General features: G+C 60.8%; 15 protein-coding genes. 9 read left to right on the top strand and 6 right to left on the bottom strand.

Translation table 11 applies throughout. The features are described from left to right. Window position 1 precedes the first annotated feature (1 nt). The gene (locus tag RNA01_RS10450) at window positions 2-766 is read left to right on the top strand and encodes an RlmE family RNA methyltransferase (RefSeq protein WP_147180141.1); all 765 of its coding nucleotides are present in this window, start codon (window positions 2-4) and stop codon (window positions 764-766) included. Window positions 767-785: 19 nt separating this feature from the next. Here RNA01_RS10450 and RNA01_RS10445 read toward each other — a convergent pair whose 3' ends face one another. After that, a complete protein-coding gene (locus RNA01_RS10445; protein ID WP_147180140.1) occupies window positions 786-2,204 on the bottom strand; it encodes a DHA2 family efflux MFS transporter permease subunit in 1,419 nt (472 codons plus the stop codon). 213 nt (window positions 2,205-2,417) lie between these two features. Between RNA01_RS10445 and RNA01_RS10440 the strand changes: the two genes are divergently transcribed. Continuing rightward, a complete protein-coding gene (locus RNA01_RS10440) occupies window positions 2,418-3,407 on the top strand; it encodes an MBL fold metallo-hydrolase (protein WP_170253417.1) in 990 nt (329 codons plus the stop codon). A 42-nt stretch (window positions 3,408-3,449) separates the two neighbouring features. On the opposite strand, the gene RNA01_RS10435 is transcribed toward RNA01_RS10440, so the two are convergent. After that, window positions 3,450-3,761, bottom strand: a complete 312-nt coding sequence (locus RNA01_RS10435) for an ATPase inhibitor subunit zeta (RefSeq protein WP_147180138.1) — start codon at window positions 3,759-3,761, stop codon at window positions 3,450-3,452. Window positions 3,762-4,035: 274 nt separating this feature from the next. Between RNA01_RS10435 and guaB the strand changes: the two genes are divergently transcribed. From guaB to adhP, 3 genes are all read left to right on the top strand, one after another. Then, window positions 4,036-5,526: an IMP dehydrogenase gene (gene guaB / locus RNA01_RS10430; protein WP_147180137.1), complete on the top strand. Its 1,491-nt coding sequence runs from the start codon at window positions 4,036-4,038 to the stop codon at window positions 5,524-5,526. 10 nt (window positions 5,527-5,536) lie between these two features. Next, a complete protein-coding gene (locus RNA01_RS10425; protein WP_147180136.1) occupies window positions 5,537-6,109 on the top strand; it encodes a hypothetical protein in 573 nt (190 codons plus the stop codon). A gap of 238 nt (window positions 6,110-6,347) precedes the next feature. Then, window positions 6,348-7,373 (top strand): alcohol dehydrogenase AdhP, encoded by a 1,026-nt coding sequence (adhP, locus tag RNA01_RS10420; RefSeq protein WP_147180135.1) that lies wholly within the window; start codon window positions 6,348-6,350, stop codon window positions 7,371-7,373. A gap of 118 nt (window positions 7,374-7,491) precedes the next feature. Here the strand turns inward: adhP and RNA01_RS10415 are convergent, their stop codons facing one another. Beyond that, on the bottom strand, window positions 7,492-8,397 hold the full coding sequence (locus RNA01_RS10415; protein ID WP_147180134.1) for a hydrogen peroxide-inducible genes activator: 906 nt from the start codon (window positions 8,395-8,397) through the stop codon (window positions 7,492-7,494). 108 nt (window positions 8,398-8,505) lie between these two features. On the opposite strand from RNA01_RS10415, the gene katG reads away from it, so the two are divergent. Continuing rightward, window positions 8,506-10,731: a catalase/peroxidase HPI gene (gene katG / locus RNA01_RS10410; RefSeq protein ID WP_147180133.1), complete on the top strand. Its 2,226-nt coding sequence runs from the start codon at window positions 8,506-8,508 to the stop codon at window positions 10,729-10,731. Between the two features lie 341 nt (window positions 10,732-11,072). Then, window positions 11,073-11,615 (top strand): TetR/AcrR family transcriptional regulator, encoded by a 543-nt coding sequence (locus tag RNA01_RS10405; RefSeq protein WP_170253410.1) that lies wholly within the window; start codon window positions 11,073-11,075, stop codon window positions 11,613-11,615. A 32-nt stretch (window positions 11,616-11,647) separates the two neighbouring features. Here the strand turns inward: RNA01_RS10405 and RNA01_RS10400 are convergent, their stop codons facing one another. Beyond that, window positions 11,648-12,601, bottom strand: coding sequence for a LysR substrate-binding domain-containing protein (locus RNA01_RS10400; protein WP_147180131.1), 954 nt, complete (start codon window positions 12,599-12,601; stop codon window positions 11,648-11,650). 394 nt (window positions 12,602-12,995) lie between these two features. Between RNA01_RS10400 and RNA01_RS10395 the strand changes: the two genes are divergently transcribed. Continuing rightward, the gene (locus tag RNA01_RS10395) at window positions 12,996-13,295 is read left to right on the top strand and encodes a DUF1127 domain-containing protein (protein ID WP_170253409.1); all 300 of its coding nucleotides are present in this window, start codon (window positions 12,996-12,998) and stop codon (window positions 13,293-13,295) included. 208 nt (window positions 13,296-13,503) lie between these two features. Next, window positions 13,504-15,984: a methyl-accepting chemotaxis protein gene (locus tag RNA01_RS10390; RefSeq protein ID WP_147180129.1), complete on the top strand. Its 2,481-nt coding sequence runs from the start codon at window positions 13,504-13,506 to the stop codon at window positions 15,982-15,984. Between the two features lie 206 nt (window positions 15,985-16,190). Here RNA01_RS10390 and RNA01_RS10385 read toward each other — a convergent pair whose 3' ends face one another. Continuing rightward, window positions 16,191-16,805 (bottom strand): 3'-5' exonuclease, encoded by a 615-nt coding sequence (locus RNA01_RS10385; protein WP_147180128.1) that lies wholly within the window; start codon window positions 16,803-16,805, stop codon window positions 16,191-16,193. Between the two features lie 105 nt (window positions 16,806-16,910). After that, on the bottom strand, window positions 16,911-17,522 hold the full coding sequence (locus tag RNA01_RS10380; RefSeq protein ID WP_147180127.1) for a LysE family translocator: 612 nt from the start codon (window positions 17,520-17,522) through the stop codon (window positions 16,911-16,913). Window positions 17,523-17,534 lie beyond the last annotated feature (12 nt).

Genomic DNA, 17,534 nt, shown 5'->3' with positions numbered 1-17,534 from the left:
CATGACCAAGCCACCGATCGGAGGCAATCGTACCGGCCGCAAGCTCGGCCAGAAGGTCAAGAAAGGTAAGCTGAAGGCGTCGTCGCGACGCTGGATCGAACGCCATATCAACGACCCCTATGTGCAGCGGGCGAAGCTCGAGGGCTATCGCGCGCGCGCCGCCTTCAAGCTGCTCGAGATCGACGAGAAGCACCAGATCCTGAAAGGTGCCCGGCGCATCATCGACCTTGGCGCGGCACCCGGCAGTTGGTCGCAGATCGCCGCCAATGTCACCGGTTCGACCGATGACGACATCCGCGTCGCGGCGATCGACTTCCTCGAGATGACGCAGCTTCCGGGAGTGAAGATCCTGCAACTCGACTTCCTCGATCCGGAGGCCCCGCGCCTGCTGATCGAAGCGGTCGGCGGTACGCCGGATGTGGTGATTTCCGACATGGCGGCCCCGACCACCGGTCATCAGAAGACCGACCATCTGCGTACCATGCATCTGTGCGAAGTCGCGGCTCATTTCGCCATCGAGGTTCTGGCCGAAGGCGGGCATTTTCTGGCCAAGACCTTCCAGGGCGGTACGGAGAAGGACCTGCTCAACCTGCTGAAGCAGAACTTCCGTCAGGTCGTGCACATCAAGCCGAGTTCGTCGCGCGCCGAATCGGTCGAGATGTTCCTGCTGGCCAAGAGCTTCAAAGGGCGCAAGCCGGCGATTTTGGTCGACGCGGCAGAGCAGAGCGCCGTGAGTGAGACTGAGGGCCGCGTCGGCAGCGAGTAAGGTAAGGCGCAGCTTTCGCTTACTTCACCGTGACTTCGGTGGCGACCTCGTCTTCAGCGCTGGCCAGGCGATGGCCAGAGACGGCCGCGCCCGTTTCGCGCGTCAGTCTGAGGATCGGCAAGACCGCGAGCAGCGACAAGGCCGCCACCACGCCGAAGGCGATGTGGAAGTCGGAGAGCGACAGCGCCCGGCCATGGATCGCGGTCGCTGCTTCAAGGATCGCTGCGGCGACGGCTACCCCAAGTGCCAGACTGATCTGCTGCAAGACAGAGCTCATTGAGGTCGCCTGGCTCACCTGCCGGTCGTCGATCTCGGAATAGGCGAGCGTGTTGATGCCGGTGAAGAAGAACGAGCGGCAAAAGCCGGCGAAAAGCAGGAAACCCATGACGACAACGATCGGGGTTGCCGCCGTGAAAAAGGCGTTGGCGGCGGTGGTTGCCGCGCCGGCCGTTGCGGCGACAGTGAGGACCTTGCGGAATCCGGCTGCGGCAAAAACACGTTTGGCCATGAACTTTGTGGTGATCGCGCCGAGTGCGCCGATGAAGGTGACGAGTCCGGATTCAAACGGGTTCATGCCGAAGCCGAGCTGTAGCATCAGGGGCATGAGGAAGGGCACGGCTCCTGTGGCGATGCGGAAGATCGAACCGCTGAGCGCGGAAACGCGGAAGGCGACGTCGCCAAACAGGCCAAGGGCAAGCAGCGGCGCGTCGTGGCGCCGGGCATGACGCACGTAGAGGGCGGTGGCGATCAATCCGATCACCGTGGTGCCGATCCCGACTTCGATAGGCAGGGCCGGCAGGCTGATCACCGACAGACCGAACACCACGCCGGAGGCGGCAAGACCGCTCAACACGAATCCCTTGAGGTCGATTGGCGGGGTCTCGATCGGCGCAACGGCGGGCAGGTAGAGCGTCGCCAGCCAGATGCCGACGATGCCGATCGGAGCATTGATCAGGAAGATCCAGTGCCAGCTGAAATAGGTGGTGATGAAGCCGCCGACCGGAGGGCCAGTGAGTGGGCCGACCAGCGCCGGAATGGTCAGAAGCGCCATGGCCGAGACCAGTTCGCTGCGCTTGGTGGTGCGCAGCAGCACGAGTCGTCCGACCGGCGTCATCATCGCGCCGCCCATACCTTGCAGGAAACGCGCTGCGACAAAGGCGGGGAGCGAGCTGGCTACGGCACAGAGGATTGATCCGATGACGAACACGAGGATGGCGATGCGGAAGATCTTCTTTGCCCCGTGTCGGTCGGCCATCCAGCCGCTCACCGGGATGAAGATGGCGAGCGCCACCATGTAGGAGGTCAATGCCAGCTTCAGTGTGATCGGCCCGACGCCGAGATCGGCTGCGATTGCCGGCAGCGCCGTCGCGATCACGGTTGAATCCATCTGTTCCATGAACAGGGCCACGGCGAGAATGAGCGGGACTATGCGGTTCATCTGGAGATCGCGGGGCTGAATTGGCATCGGTGCGTGGTGGGCAAGTCCAAGCGCTCGACTTAGCGGTTCGCGTGCTATCTGCCAACCCCGCGCGCCCTGGCTTCAGCTTCGTGGATCACGTCTTGGTGAAGCGGCTTTCCCTTGTTGTGCTTGCTTCTATTTGAAACGCCGGATGTTCGCGAAATGCGGATACAGCGGGCCGAACAAGAGGAGATGAAGATGGTCGAAATCAACAGACGCGTTCTTTTGGGTGGAGCGGGCCTGGCGCTTGCCTCGCCGCTGATCATGACCCGCGCCGCTGTGGCGCAGGCTGCCGATAGCGCCATGGACATCGACCATGCTATGCCACCGGAAACCCACCGCTTCAAGGTCGGAAACTTCGAGGTCGTGGTGGTCAAGGATGGCGCGCGTGCCTCTGGCAAACCCCAGGCGATCTTTGGCATCGACCAGACGCCGGACGCCGTGGGCGAGCTTCTGCAGGCCAACTTCCTGCCGCCCGACAATTTCGTGAACAGCTTTGCCCCCGTGCTGGTCAATACCGGCTCGGACGTCATCTTGTTCGATACCGGGATGGGCGAGGGCGGTCGCGCCAACGGTCTCGGCCGGCTGGTGGAAGGGCTAACCGCTGCCGGCTACACGCGCGAGGACGTGTCGATCGTCGTGCTCACCCACATGCACGGCGACCACATCGGCGGGCTGATGGAGGGCGGCCAACCGGCCTTCCCGAATGCCCGCTATGTGACGGGCCAGGTGGAATACGATTTCTGGGTCGACCCGGCTCGCGCCGGAACGCCTGCCGAGGGCGGACACAAGGGCGTTCTTGCCAAAGTGAAACCACTGGCGGACAAGATGACCTTCATCGTCGACGGCGGGGACGTCGTCAGCGGCATCACGGGCATGGCCGCCTTCGGCCATTCTCCGGGCCATATGATCTATCGGCTGGAATCGGAGGGACGTCAGCTGGTTCTGGCCGCCGACACGGCGAACCATTTCGTGCTGTCGCTGCAAAAGCCGGAATGGGAAGTAAAGTTCGACATGGACAAGACCGCAGCCGCCGCGACCCGCAGGCGGGTGTTCGACATGATCTCCACCGACAGGCTGGCCTTCCTTGGCTATCATATGCCGTTCCCGGCCGTTGGCTATGTCGAGAAGGTCGATACCGGCTATCGCTATGTGCCCAAGAGCTACCAGTTCGACATTTGAGATCGTGCGCCGGCCCCTTCGGGCCGGCCAAAGGCGCGGTGGTCAGGCGCGGCGGTAGAGATCTTCCGTAGCCTGGTCGAGCAGTTCAGTCATCCGTGCCTCGATCTCGCTGTCCTTGACCGAAACGCCGGCAGCCTCGAAGTCCTGACGCAGCCGCTCCAGCAGGCGGTGCGGCTCGTTGGCTTGGCCGCTTGCGAGATCGCGGGCGTAGCCTTCGGCATCCGTTCTGCCCATGGCGGCGGCGGCCCAGCGGCCGACCAGAGCGTTGCGGCGGGCTTTCACCTTGAAGAGAAGTTCCTGCTGGCGTGCGTATTGGCTTTCAAAGGCATCGGCGCGTTGCTTCAGAGAATTCATTTTAAGCCCCGTTTTCTTGTTGTTGACCTCTCTTCGTGAAGGTCATGTAAGGCTTTTAACTTGCCGGTATTCAGATTTCGTGCAGAGAATGCGTAAAGTTTTGCGCATCGCACCATTATTCGCCTCCTGGGCCTGCCGGTGCGCGTTTTTCTATTCCCTTCCTGTCATGAACGTGTTACCTGCCCTCGCCAACTTCCAAGCATTTCATGCAGGAGCATCCGGGGACTTTCCCTTTTCCGGAGGATTCTGCCTATTCAACTGAAGGAAATTGGCAATGGCACGGATCGTAGTTTCGGCAACCGGCGTGGAAGCGCTTACCTTTGACGACGTCTTGCTTCAGCCGGGGCATTCGGAGATCATGCCGGGGCAGACCAATATCTCCACCCGTATCGCCAAGGATATTGATCTTTCCCTGCCGATCCTCTCTTCCGCCATGGATACCGTCACCGAGAGCCGTCTGGCCATCGCCATGGCGCAGTCAGGCGGTATGGGCGTCATCCACCGCAACCTCACCCCGACCGAGCAGGCCGAAGAAGTCCGGCAGGTTAAGAAGTTCGAGAGCGGTATGGTGGTCAATCCGGTCACCATTGGCCCGGACGCGACACTTGCCGAAGCGCTCTCGCTGATGAAGTCGCACGGCATCTCCGGCATCCCGGTCGTCGAGAACGGCGGACGGCCGGGTCGCCTCGTCGGTATCCTGACCAATCGTGACGTGCGCTTTGCCTCCGATCCGTCGCAGAAGATCCATGAGTTGATGACCCACGAGAACCTGATCACGGTCAGGGACGGCGTAGAGCAGAGTGAGGCCAAGCGCCTCCTGCACTCGCACCGCATCGAAAAGCTGCTGGTTGTCGATGATGCGGGCCGTTGTGTCGGCCTGATCACCGTCAAGGACATCGAGAAGTCGCAGCTCAACCCGAATGCCGCCAAGGATGCCCAGGGTCGCCTGCGGGTTGCCGCTGCCATCTCCACCGGCGACGACGGGCGTGAGCGGGCCGAGCGCCTGATCGACGCCGGCGTCGACGTCATTGTCGTCGATACCGCTCACGGTCACAGCCAAAAGGTGCTCGACGCGGTTGCCGAAGTGAAGAAGATGTCAAACGCTGTCCGCATTATCGCCGGCAACGTGGCAACCGGTGAAGGCACCCGTGCGCTGATCGATTACGGTGCCGATTGCATCAAGGTCGGTATCGGTCCGGGCTCCATCTGCACCACCCGCATCGTCGCAGGCGTCGGCGTTCCGCAGCTCGCAGCCGTCATGGCGGCGGTCGAGGAAGCCAACAAGCACGGCATCCCGATCATCGCGGACGGAGGCCTGAAATTTTCCGGCGACGTGGCCAAGGCCATTGCAGCCGGCGCATCGGCCGTCATGGTCGGCTCGCTGCTCGCCGGCACGGACGAAAGCCCCGGCGAAGTTTACCTCTATCAGGGGCGTTCCTTCAAAGCCTATCGCGGCATGGGTTCGGTCGGCGCCATGGCGCGCGGTTCGGCGGACCGCTATTTCCAGGCGGAAGTCCGCGACACGCTCAAGCTCGTGCCGGAAGGCATCGAGGGCCAGGTTCCCTACAAGGGACCGGTCTCGGCCGTCCTGCATCAGCTCGCCGGCGGCCTGAAGGCTGCCATGGGTTACGTCGGCGGCAAGGACATCAAGGATTTCCAGGAAAAGGCGACCTTCGTGCGCATTTCCGGCGCAGGCCTGCGCGAAAGCCATCCGCATGGCGTGACCATCACCCGGGAAAGCCCGAACTATCCGGGCGGTGCATGAGGGTAGATTGATGGCGGCGAGCAGCAAGGGGATTGGTAAGATGATCGCATTGCTGCTCGCCCTTTGTGCCGGCCTCTTGGCCTGGATGAAATTTGGCCTCGACCCGGAGTTCCAGAGGCTCAGCGGGGCAGGCAGCTTCCTTGACGTCCGTCTGTCTGGCTACGATGCGGAGTCGGTCGTCGCCATGGCGACGGCGCTTTCCGATCCGGCGCGGGCGGAGGCGCGTGACCTGCTGCGGTTCATGTATCTCGGTCCCGATCTGGTCCTGCCGCTTGCCGTGACCCTCGCTCTCAGCCTGCTCATGCGGGGATTTGCCCCCGGTGCCGTGCTTTACGGCCGCAGGCTCGAGATGCGCCACGTGCGGCTCCTCTGTCTCCTCCCGCTTGCCTATGGCCTTGTCGACTACACAGAGAACGTCGGCTTCCTCATTTATTTCCCACCGGCCACACCGGGCGATTGGCTGGCCCGGAACCTGCCGGACATCCTGCCGTGGATTACCCGCGTCAAGCTCATCCTGGTCTCGGTCTCGTCTATCCTCGTCGTCAGGCTGGCGTTCTTCGGCAAGGGCGCGTCGAAGCGGTAACTGACGTCCTCTGCCGTCTCGGCGGCAAGCTGCGTTCTGCTGGACAAGAGGCGGCTGATCCGCTTCGCAAGGGAGGCCATACTGTCGCAATAACGCGACGCCCACCGACGTATAGCGTTTTCAGAATTGATGTGCGTCAAGCCAATTTCGCCTTTTGCGTGTATCTTGGTCGCGAAACCGGCTGTCCATGAGTTTTGCCGGTCATTCTACGTCTTAGGGAGCAGGAGAGGAGATCAGCATGGCCGATATGATGAAAGCTGCCGTCGTCCGGGAATTCGGTAAGCCGCTCACGATTGAGGAATGGCCGATTCCGGAGCCGGGTCCGGGCCAGATCCTCGTTAAATACGAGGCCACTGGTGTTTGCCACACAGACCTGCATGCCGCTAATGGTGATTGGCCGGTCAAACCCAGCCCGCCGTTTATTCCGGGTCATGAGGGTGTCGGCTATGTTGCCAAGCTTGGCACGGGTGTCTCTCGCATCAAGGAAGGCGACCGTGTCGGCGTTCCATGGCTGCATACCGCCTGCGGCTATTGCTCGCCCTGCCGCACCGGCTGGGAAACGCTCTGCGGCAGCCAGCAGAACACCGGCTATTCCGTCAATGGCACCTTTGCCCAGTATGGGCTTGCCGATCCGGATTTCGTCGGCCGCCTTCCGGATAATCTGGAGTTCGGTCGGGCAGCTCCGGTGCTCTGCGCTGGCGTGACCGTCTACAAGGGGCTGAAGGAAACCGAAGTGCGGCCTGGCGAGTGGGTCGTCATCTCTGGTATTGGCGGCCTTGGTCACATGGCCGTGCAGTATGCCAAGGCCATGGGCATGCATGTGGTGGCGGCGGATATTCACGAGGACAAGCTGAAACTCGCCAAGGAGCTCGGCGCCGATGTCGTCGTCGATGGTACAGCCACGGACGCCATCGAGCAGGTGCAGAAGGCAACGGGCGGCGTGCATGGCGCACTCGTCACCGCCGTTTCGCCGAAGGCGATGGAACAGGCCTATGGCTTCCTGCGTTCCAAGGGCACAATGGCGCTCGTCGGTCTGCCGCCGGGTTTCATCTCGCTGCCGGTCTTTGAAACTGTGCTGAAGCGCATCACCGTACGAGGCTCGATCGTCGGCACGCGCCAAGATCTTGAGGAATCACTGGTGTTCGCCGGCGAGGGCAAGGTCGTCACGCACTTCTCTTGGGATAAGATCGAGAACATCAACGACATCTTCCACCGCATGGAAGAGGGCAAGATCGACGGTCGTATCGTCCTCGATCTGGCCTGATCCTGCGATAGCAAGTGGCACATGACAAAGGTGGTGGGCTGGACCCACTACCTTTGTGTCATTCGTAGGCGACGTTCTGGGTCACCGTTGGCCCTCTTCATTGCCCGGCATTACATTGTCACGGTTGGCGAACGGACTGATCCCGGCTGGCGATGATCGCCTCCGCCAGCGCCTCCATGTCGGCCCGGCGCGGACTGGAACGGCGCCAGACGAGGCCGATCTCGCGTGATGGCGCAGGGTCGGCAAAGGGAACGATACGGATCGGGGTACGCGCAGTTTCCGTCTCGATCGCCAATTCCGGGATAAGCGTCATGCCCATGTCGTTGGAGACCATCTGTAGAAGCGTGGTCATTGAGGTGGCGCCGAAATTGACGAGGCTGCGCTTGTTCGCCGACTTGCAGACCGCAAGCGCCTGGTCGCGCAGGCAATGGCCCTCCTCGAGAAGAAGCAGGCGGTCGGGGTCGACTTCGGTCTCAGTCATGGGCGAGAGCAGGACATCGCTGTCGTTGGCGCTTGTCGCCATATAAAAGCGATCGATGAACAGGCGCCTAGCCACCACGTTTTCTGCTTCGACCGGGATCGCCGCGATAATGGCGTCGAGCCGTCCCTCGGCCAGGTCTGCCACCAGTCGGTCGGTCACCGCCTCCTTCAGCTCGATCTCGATCAGCGGATGCTCGCGTCGGAGATACGGCACTATTTTCGGCACGAGATAGGGCGCGACCGTCGGAATGATGCCGAGCCGTAACAGGCCCTCCAGGGTTCCTGACGAGCGCCGGGCGGCTTCCTCCAGACGATCCACGGCGGCAAGAACCGCGCGCGCATGGTTCAGCACGTCCTGGCCCTTGTCGGTCAGCAGCGTGCTGGCACGGGTGCGCTCCACAAGCTGCACGCCGAGATGCTTCTCCATTTCCATGATTTGGGCGGACAACGCCGGCTGACTGATATGCACCATCTCGGCGGCTCGACCGAAATGCAATGTGGTGGCGAGCGCCTCGAAATAGCGCATTTGACGGATGGTAATCATGATCTGATTTTCCTATCGAAAAATGCATTAAATACAATTGGAAATTATCATGGTCTTCGTCGATGATGTCCTCAGACCAATACCAAGACCAATAAACAGGAGGAAATCATGGACACGAAGCAGAAAGAGATCAACGACGGCACGGGCAAATGTCCGGTCATGCACGGGGTGACGAACTTGTCGATGCGGTCCAACCGCGACTGGTGGCCGAACCAGCTGAACCTCAAAATGCTGCACCAGAATTCGGCGCTTTCCAATCCGATGAGCCCGGCCTTCAACTATGCCGACGCGTTCAAGACGCTCGACCTGGCGGCGGTTAAGAAAGACCTGACCGCTCTGATGACCGACAGCAAGGATTGGTGGCCGGCCGACTATGGTCACTATGGGCCGCTGATGATCCGAATGGCCTGGCACAGCGCCGGCACTTACCGCACGGGCGATGGCCGCGGGGGGGCTGGTACGGGCCAACAGCGTTTCGCGCCGCTCAACAGCTGGCCGGATAACGTCAATCTCGACAAGGCCCGCCGCCTGCTCTGGCCGGTGAAGCAGAAATACGGAAACAAGCTTTCCTGGGCGGATTTGCTCATCCTTGCCGGCAATGTCGCGCTGGAATCGATGGGGTTCAAGACGTTTGGTTTTGCCGGCGGCCGCGCGGATGTGTGGGAACCGGAAGAAGACGTCTATTGGGGTTCTGAGTCCGAATGGCTTGCCACGAGCGACAAGGACAACAGCCGCTATTCTGGCGAGCGCAATCTCGAGAATCCCCTGGCCGCCGTGCAGATGGGCCTGATTTACGTCAACCCCGAGGGGCCTGATGGAAACCCCGACCCGGTCGCCTCAGGCCGTGACATTCGCGAAACCTTCGCCCGCATGGCGATGAACGACGAGGAGACCGTCGCTCTGGTCGCCGGTGGTCACACCTTCGGCAAGTGCCATGGGGCCGGCGATGCCGCGCTGGTTGGCCCGGAACCGGAAGCCGCCGGCATTGAGGAAATGGGCCTCGGCTGGAAAAGCGGCTATGGCAGCGGCAAGGGCGGAGACACCATCAGCAGCGGTATCGAAGGCGCCTGGAAGGCCAATCCGACCACGTGGGACATGGGCTATCTGAAGACGCTGTTCAAATATGACTTTGAACTGGTCAAGAGCCCGGCCGGTGCGCAACAGTGGCTGGCCAAGGACGTGGCGGATGAGGACATGGTCGTCGACGCGCACGACCCGTCGAAAAAGCATCGTCCGATGATGACCACGGCTGACCTGTCCCTCAAGTTCGATTCGATCTACGAGCCGATCGCCCGCCGCTATCTGGAGAACCCGGATCTATTCGCCGACACCTTTGCTCGCGCCTGGTTCAAGCTGACCCATCGCGACATGGGACCGAAGTCGCGCTATCTTGGCCCGGAAGTTCCGGCTGAAGATCTGATCTGGCAGGATCCTATCCCCGCTGTCGATCACGTTCTGATCGACGCGAAGGACATCGGCGATCTCAAGGCGAAGATCCTGGCCTCCGGCCTGTCCATCTCCGAACTCGTCCAGACCGCCTGGGCCTCGGCATCGACCTTCCGTGGATCGGACAAGCGCGGCGGTGCCAATGGTGCGCGTATCCGTCTTGCCCCGCAGAAGGACTGGGAAGTCAACCAGCCGGCTCAACTCGTGAAGGTCCTGGCCGCTCTCGAAGGCATTCAGACCGCATTCAATACGACGCAGACCGGCGGCAAGAAGGTATCGCTCGCCGATCTGATCGTCCTTGGCGGTGCAGCCGCGGTGGAAGAGGCCGCCAAGGCCGCCGGTCATTTCGTCGAGGTCCCGTTCACCCCGGGCCGGACGGACGCCTTTGCCGAGCAGACCGACGCTGAAGCCTTCGAGGTTCTGGAGCCGCTCGTTGACGGTTTCCGCAATTATCAGAAGACGGAATTCACGGTGTCCGCAGAGGAGCTGCTGGTCGACAGGGCGCAACTCCTGACGCTGACAGCGCCAGAAATGACGGTTCTGGTCGGCGGCATGCGCGTGCTTGGAGCCAATTACGGCTCCTCGCAGCATGGTGTGTTCACCAAGCGTCCGGGCGCGCTGACGACGGATTTCTTCGTTAATCTGCTCGACATGGACACAGAGTGGAAACCGGTTTCCAAGGCGCAAACCGCGTTCGAAGGTCGCGACCGCAAGACGGGTGAACTGAAGTGGACCGGCACGCGCGTCGATCTTGTCTTCGGCTCGAACTCGATCCTGCGGGCTCTCGCCGAGGTCTATGCTCAGGACGACCAGCGGCAGAAGTTCGTCGACGACTTCGTCGCCGCCTGGAACAAGGTGATGAACGCCGATCGCTTCGACATCGCCTGATCCGCGTTGCGGGTTTCTGTCGAGGCTGCGGGGACACACCGCAGCCTCGATCAACCAAACACCAGCACGGCCACCGTGCCGGGCCACGGCTGGCTTCCATCAAGCGGGGCGTCTCTTTCGCCCGGTTCTCTCACGGCTTTTTTACCATATCGGCAAAATACGATCTTTCCTTTCGGCGGAAAGGGAATAGAACCGCGGCCGGGTGAGCTGGAAGGCTCATCGGAGATTGCCACACGGGTAATGTCGAAGCGGGAAAAATGAGCGCGAAAAAGCCGAATGGACGCCTGCAACTGCGCAAGAAGCCGCAGCAGGAACGGAGTATCCAGCGCCTTGATGCGATCATGGAAGCCGCGGTGGAATTGATCGCGCAGGGTGGCGTCAGTGCTTTGAAAATGACGGACCTAGCTGCCCGTGCCGGTGTTCCGATAGGCTCTCTTTATCAGTTTTTTGCCGAGCGGGCTGCCGTCGTGAGGGCTTTGCACGATCGCCACACCGAGCGCGTTGAAAGTGGGGCCCGGCGCGTGTTTTCGACGGTGACCACGCTTGCCGAAGCTGAGGCCTTGATGGGCGACGCGGTGGACACCTTCTTCACAACCTTTCGCGATGATCCCGTCTACCTGCCTGTCTGGCTGGCGGCGTTATCCGACCCGGACCTGCAGCGGCTCAACACCGATCACCAGGCCCGGCTGACCGGTATGCTCTGCGACATCTTTCGTCCCTTGTTGCCAGAAGACAGCAAGGTCGACCTCGAGACGCGCGTCATGCTTTTCGTCTATCTGACCGGCGCCGTCGTCCGTCGCGCGATGATCGAGGATGATCAAAAGGCGCGTTGCATCCTTGATGAATGGAAGCGGAGCATTCGCGGGACCATGTTCACCGCCTGAGGCTATCGCCCAAGTGCTGCAGTCGGTTGAGGTTACCAGCCGGGAGCCATGCCGCCGGTTCTCAACCGCGGGTAAAAGCGCGGCAGAGCCTTCACATCGTTTTCCAGATCGTCCTCGACGATATTCGGCGTGATGTTATCGAGGCAGGCGGAAATGTGATCGGTGATCGCATTCATCAGCGAGGCGGAAAGCCCCGGACGCTTCATGATGCCGATTTGCACCGGCGGAAGCGAGGGGAAGCCATCGGCTTGGCTCAAGACCTTCATGCCTGTGCGTAGAGCCGATTCCGGCAGGACCGAGACGGCCATGCCGGCAAGAACCGCAGCGGCGACCACGGTCGAGGACCAACTGGTGAACAGGATCTGGTAGTCGCGCCCGTCGGCGTCCAGCGCCGAACAGGCGAGTTGACGCCAGTTACAGTCACGGCGGCCTACGGCGAGCGGCACCGGCGCATCGTCCTTCAGCGGATGGTTGGCAGACCCGACCCAGCAGAGCGGCTCGGTGCGCACCACATCGGAGGTGCGAAGCTGCGGATTGTGGGTGACGAGGGCAATGTCCAGCTCGCCCTTTGCCATCTTTTCCGCCAGATCGACAGACGGCTCGCAGACGATGTAGAGCTCGACATTCGGGTGGGTCTTGGCGAAGCGGCCGATGATCTCGGGCATGTAGCGGTCGGCATAGTCGTCGGGCGTGCCGATCCTGAGTGTGCCCTCCAGCCGGTTGTCGTCAAAGGCGGCGATCGCCTCGGAATTCAGGCGGATGATGCGCCGGGCGTAGTTCAGCAACTTGTCGCCCTCGGCCGACAGGCGGTTGCCGCGACCGTCCTTGACGAAGAGTTGCTTGCCGATCCGTTCCTCGAGCCGCCGCATCTGCATCGACACCGCGGACTGGGTCTTGAAAACGCGGGCTGCGGCCTTGGTGAAGCTGCCGGTATCAACGATGGCAATGAAGGTCTGGAGCTGGTCAATATCGAGGGGCGCCGACATGGGAAACATCCATAAGAACGATTGATGCTAACTCTTAGAAGTATTCGCCTTGCTGATCAATGGCGTTTCAGTATCGTAAGGCAGCAAATCAGCGCGTCCATCTCCCTCGGTTTCCCACATGATCGTCAGCAGAATGCGGCCGAACGCCCTACGGACATTTGCCGGTATTGTTCGTCGCCGGGTTGACCGGAACGCAGGCACAAAAGCGAACATAAGCATCCTTGATGCTAGCTATCAGAAACATTCGTTGGACTGATGGATGGCATTTCCGCATTCTGACGCTGCAATTCAGCAGTCACCGACCTGTCTTCGGACGCTGCCGACCAAGTCCGGCCGACCTTTGTCGCTTTGCGGCAGGGCCTGTCAAACTCGTGCCAATCGAAAGGATGAAGCCATGCGCACGGCCGAACAGATGATCGAACTCGATATCGCCGAACCGCGGCGGGCGCTTATGACGCGCCTGGGAACCGCGCTTACGCGAATTAATTCCGTCTGGCGTGCCGTGTGCAATCGACGTGCCGCGAACCGCCTCGCCGACCTTGATGATTTCCAGCTGAACGACATCGGGCTCCGCCGCTCCGACATCGAGCAGATAGTCGGATCATACGGCTTTGCGGACGATCCTTCGCAGCAGTTGATGCGCTTATCCGCCAATCGTTCGCATTGCGCCCTTCGCGGCCTGAAGAGCGATTGAGTCCAACCGTTCCATCCCCGCAGGGCGACAGCCAATAAGCCCTGCCGCTTGCCCGGTTATGGTCCGCCATGCCGGGCATTTTTTTGTCTGCGCAGACGAAAAAACCCGTGGATTTCCACAAGCGGAGCGTGTTGGGTAACGGCTTGCTAACGCTGTTCTGGAACCATGCCGCACAAAAGCTGTAAGTCCGACCAGCGGAGCCCTTGTCATGCGCCTTTCCAGAAAATTGCCCCTTGCTGCGGCCCTGTTCGCCCTGGTTTCCTTGAGCGCCTCGATGGCGATCAATTCCTATCTTGAAGGTCAGATCCTGACGGATCAGGTCTACCAGAAGCTGGAAGCAACAGCTGACGGCCGGCGCAACGAAGCGAGGGGTTATCTCGACAGCATCAGGCTCGACATGTCGACGCTTGCGTCGAGCTTCACCACCCAGCAGGCGCTCTACGCTTTCACCGGTGCGATGAGTTTCCTCGGCGATGATCCGCTCAAGGAGATGCAAGCCCGTTATATAGACGGCAATCCCAATCCCGAGGGCGAGAAGTACAAGCTCGAAACCGCCAAGAAGGATGCCTACGACCGGGCTCACAAGCAGTATCACGCGGGTTTCTTGAAACATCTTCAGGCCCAAGGCTACTACGACCTTTTTGTGATCAATCCGGCTGGTACCATCGTCTATACGGTGATGAAGGAACGGGATTATGGGACGGGTCTGGTCAGCGGTCCCTATAAGGATACGGGCCTTGCTCATGTCTTCCAGAAGGCGATCAAGGCCGAGGGCGGTGAGGTCTTCATGTCGGACTTCGAAGCCTACGCCCCGTCAAAGGGCGCTGCGGCCTCTTTCATGGCGACGCCGATCCTGCAGAACGGTCGTGCCATCGGTGTTCTCGCATACCAATTGCCGAACGATCGCTTCAACACGCTCTATGCCAACAAGAAAGGGCTCGGAAAAACCGGAGAGACGATCCTTGTCGATTCAAAGGCCCGAGTGATCAATGACAGCGTGCACACGGTGGATAACGACGCCCTGGTGGCGCAGGTTGACTCTCCGCTTGTCGCCGAGGCTATTGCCGGTCGCGAAGCTGTGGGAACTGTCGCCGGCTATCGCGGGATGGAGAGCTATGCTGCCGCCTCGCCGCTCGAGTTCGGCGGTGCGCAGTTCGCCGTGATCGCGTTGATCTCCGAGGCCGAGGTCAGTGCGGATCTCTGGTCGAATGCTCTGGCTTCGGTCGGAGTTGGTTTCCTTCTGATCATCGTCGGCTCGGCCGTTGCCGTCGTCTATGCGCGCAGCCTGACCCGTCCCATCTCCAGTTTGGTTCACTCGATGGAGGAACTCGCCGGCGGTAATACGGATATCGCCTTGCAGGGCGAGACGCGTGAGGATGAGATTGGCGACATGGCTCGCTCGGTGGCGGTGTTCCGCCAGGCGGAAGTCGAGAAGCGCGAACTGGAGGCCGAAACCGAACATCGCCGCTCGGCCAGCGAAGACGAGCGCCGGTCGCGCGACGCCGAGAAGACGGCCGAGCAGGCGCGTCTCACCGAAACGGTCGAGATTCTCGGTGCCGCCTTGCAACGTCTGGCCAGCGGTGACCTGACGGCGACGATCGACAAGCCCTTCGCCAGCAGTGGACTGGACCGTCTGCGCGTCGATTTCAACGCTTCGCTCGAACGGCTGTCGCAGACCATTTCCGCCGTGCATGGCAACGTGCAGGAGATCAATCAGAAAAGCGGCAAGGTCGGCTCGGCCACCTCTGACCTGTCCAAGCGCAGCGAAGAGCAGGCCGCGGCGCTGAAACAGACGTCGACTGCCGTCCGGCAGATCATGGACGCGATCCGCGACTCGACCGACAAGGCCGAGACCGCTTCGAAGCTGGCCCTTGAGGCGCGAACCAATTCCGACCGGTCCGGCAAGATTGTCGGCGGCGCCGTCGACGCCATGGAGCGGATCGAGACCGCGTCGAGCGAGATCTCCAAGATCATCAATGTGATCGACGAAATCGCCTTCCAGACCAATCTTCTGGCGCTCAATGCCGGCGTGGAGGCGGCCCGTGCGGGCGAGGCCGGCAAGGGCTTTGCTGTCGTGGCGCAGGAAGTGCGTGAATTGGCGCAGCGTTCCGCCAATGCCGCCAAGGACATCAAGGCGCTGATCACCAAGTCGGGAGAGGAAGTGGCGTCCGGCGTTGGCCTGGTCAAGCAGACGGGCGAGGTTCTGTCCTCGATCGCCGGTCAGGTGGTGCAGATCGCCGACCACATCCATTCGATCGCCGGCGCGGCGCGCGAACAGTCGACCGGTCTCAAGGAAGTCACCGGCGCTGTCGCCCGTATGGAGGACGTGACGCAGCAGAATGCCCGCGCTGCGGAACAGACCAACGCCGAAATGGCCTCTCTGGTCCGGGATGCCGAAACCCTGGCGGGCCTCGTGGGCCAGTTCACCGTCGAGAAGGGCATGGTGTCGACGGCCGGCAAATTCGCCGACATGCGCGACAAGAGCTTCTCCATGGCCGATCGCACCTTTACCCCGATAACGCCGGCAAAGCCGGTCAAGTCGCTTCCGCCGCGCGTGGCGCCGGCCGGTCCGAACAATCGGGCATTCTCCTCGCCGGCCAAGGCACTGCTGGACAAGTTGTCGACCGGCTTCGGAAAGTCCGCACCGCCGTCAAAAGGCAAGGACGCGGAGAACTGGGAAGAGTTCTGAGAGAGGCATCGCAACGACAGGAGAAAGGGCCGGTCACCGGCGCCCTTGGCGCGTCTGAAAAGACGCGCCGCTCTCTCTAATGTGGAAGACTGACTGCCATGGAAAATGGTCGCAAAACCCCGGCTCTTGCGGCCAACTTTCGCAACAGAATTTCTCCAATTCGCTCAACAATCTCGATTCTGCCGCGAAAGTGCGGATTTCCGAGACTATGCCCGTTCGAACACCTCGGGCGCCAGTTTTCCGGTCTTCATCAGATATTGCAGCGTGTATGAGACGGACAAAGCGTCGTCGAGTGCGTCATGCCCTTGCAAGGGAGGGTGTTCGACATGGTAGTAATCAGCCAGCTTGTTGCTGGGTGTTTTCGCCAAATCCTCGATCGGCATCCCCGCCGCGATCAGCAGCTTGACGGCGTTATCGAACCGATCAGCCGGGATAGGGGGCAGGATCCCTGAGATATAGCAACTGATGGCAATCATATTCAGCTCATCCTTACCCCATGACCAAAGCCGAGCACCGTTCGAGAAGCGTTCGATACCGGCAAGCGCATCTTCCAAGGCGACACCCTCGGCATCGATGTTCTGTTCGGTGATGCCGGTTAGGTTCGTGAAATAAGGATCGAGCGGGTATCGTTTGCCATATCGGTTGACCGGGCGGACGTACGCTTTGTACGTTTCCAAGATAGGGAATTTACCTTCAAGGCCGAGCTTGACGGCTCCGACTTGAGCTATAACCGGATCGGGATCGATCGCAGCACACCAAAACCGGCGCTGCGACCCTTCGATACAAAGAAACTCGCAATCGAATATGATTGCCGTTTTCACAGAAAGCTCCTCCAGCGATAGCCTTGTTCAAAACCCGCGATTAGGCGCAACTCCCGGTTTTATGGTCGGTGAGCGTATTTTTAACGTCTTATCCCGATCGGCAGTCTACCGCGTTGCTATGGCTGCCGCAGCCAAGGCCATAGCCGCTCCGCTGACCTGATTAACGCGCCGGATGGCGCGGCTGTTCTGAAAGAACGTTCGCGCTTTTGCCGCCAGGAAAACCCAGCAAAGATCGACGGCAGCCAGCGCTACGAGCAGTGTTGCCACAAGTTGCAGCCAACCCATAGCGGTCACACTTTGCATATCGATGAGCGAGGGCATAAGAGTGAGGTAGAATAGCATGTTCTTTGGGTTTCCTATCGAAATTGAAAGCCCGGATAGGAAAGCTGTGATGCCCTCGCCTTTCATAGGAAGCTTGGTGTCGCCGATTATTGGCTTGCTGGTGAACAGCGCCCAGCCGAGATAGAACAGGTAAATCACGCCCGCCCACTTTATGATTTCGAAAAGCAGTTGGAAGGATACGGCCAGCGCAGCGAGGCCGGCCAACGCGACACTCAGCCAGATGGCTTCACCAAGCCATATAGCAATGAGAAAAGGCAGCACGTTACGAACGCCCTGTGATAGGACGCGAGCGACGAGCGCGCTGACAGTCGGTCCAGGACTGATCGAGTCAGCGGCCAAGGCACCGGCAAAAATGAGCAAAGCCATCAGTGTCATAGTCCCGATCCC

This window comes from Paenirhizobium naphthalenivorans, from assembly GCF_007992095.1.
GTDB classification, from domain to species: domain Bacteria; phylum Pseudomonadota; class Alphaproteobacteria; order Rhizobiales; family Rhizobiaceae; genus Allorhizobium; species Allorhizobium naphthalenivorans.
This window is presented reverse-complemented; position numbering and strand designations above follow the sequence as displayed.

Bases quoted from the DNA above. Each gene is read 5' to 3' on its own strand.
- RNA01_RS10450 (WP_147180141.1), top strand. From the start codon at position 2: ATGACCAAGCCACCGATCGGAGGCAATCGTACCGGCCGCAAGCTCGGC.
- RNA01_RS10445 (WP_147180140.1), bottom strand. From the start codon at position 2,204: ATGAACCGCATAGTCCCGCTCATTCTCGCCGTGGCCCTGTTCATGGAA.
- RNA01_RS10440 (WP_170253417.1), top strand. From the start codon at position 2,418: ATGAAGATGGTCGAAATCAACAGACGCGTTCTTTTGGGTGGAGCGGGC.
- RNA01_RS10435 (WP_147180138.1), bottom strand. From the start codon at position 3,761: ATGAATTCTCTGAAGCAACGCGCCGATGCCTTTGAAAGCCAATACGCA.
- guaB (WP_147180137.1), top strand. From the start codon at position 4,036: ATGGCACGGATCGTAGTTTCGGCAACCGGCGTGGAAGCGCTTACCTTT.
- RNA01_RS10425 (WP_147180136.1), top strand. From the start codon at position 5,537: ATGGCGGCGAGCAGCAAGGGGATTGGTAAGATGATCGCATTGCTGCTC.
- adhP (WP_147180135.1), top strand. From the start codon at position 6,348: ATGGCCGATATGATGAAAGCTGCCGTCGTCCGGGAATTCGGTAAGCCG.
- RNA01_RS10415 (WP_147180134.1), bottom strand. From the start codon at position 8,397: ATGATTACCATCCGTCAAATGCGCTATTTCGAGGCGCTCGCCACCACA.
- katG (WP_147180133.1), top strand. From the start codon at position 8,506: ATGGACACGAAGCAGAAAGAGATCAACGACGGCACGGGCAAATGTCCG.
- RNA01_RS10405 (WP_170253410.1), top strand. From the start codon at position 11,073: ATGGAAGCCGCGGTGGAATTGATCGCGCAGGGTGGCGTCAGTGCTTTG.
- RNA01_RS10400 (WP_147180131.1), bottom strand. From the start codon at position 12,601: ATGTCGGCGCCCCTCGATATTGACCAGCTCCAGACCTTCATTGCCATC.
- RNA01_RS10395 (WP_170253409.1), top strand. From the start codon at position 12,996: ATGCGCACGGCCGAACAGATGATCGAACTCGATATCGCCGAACCGCGG.
- RNA01_RS10390 (WP_147180129.1), top strand. From the start codon at position 13,504: ATGCGCCTTTCCAGAAAATTGCCCCTTGCTGCGGCCCTGTTCGCCCTG.
- RNA01_RS10380 (WP_147180127.1), bottom strand. From the start codon at position 17,522: ATGACACTGATGGCTTTGCTCATTTTTGCCGGTGCCTTGGCCGCTGAC.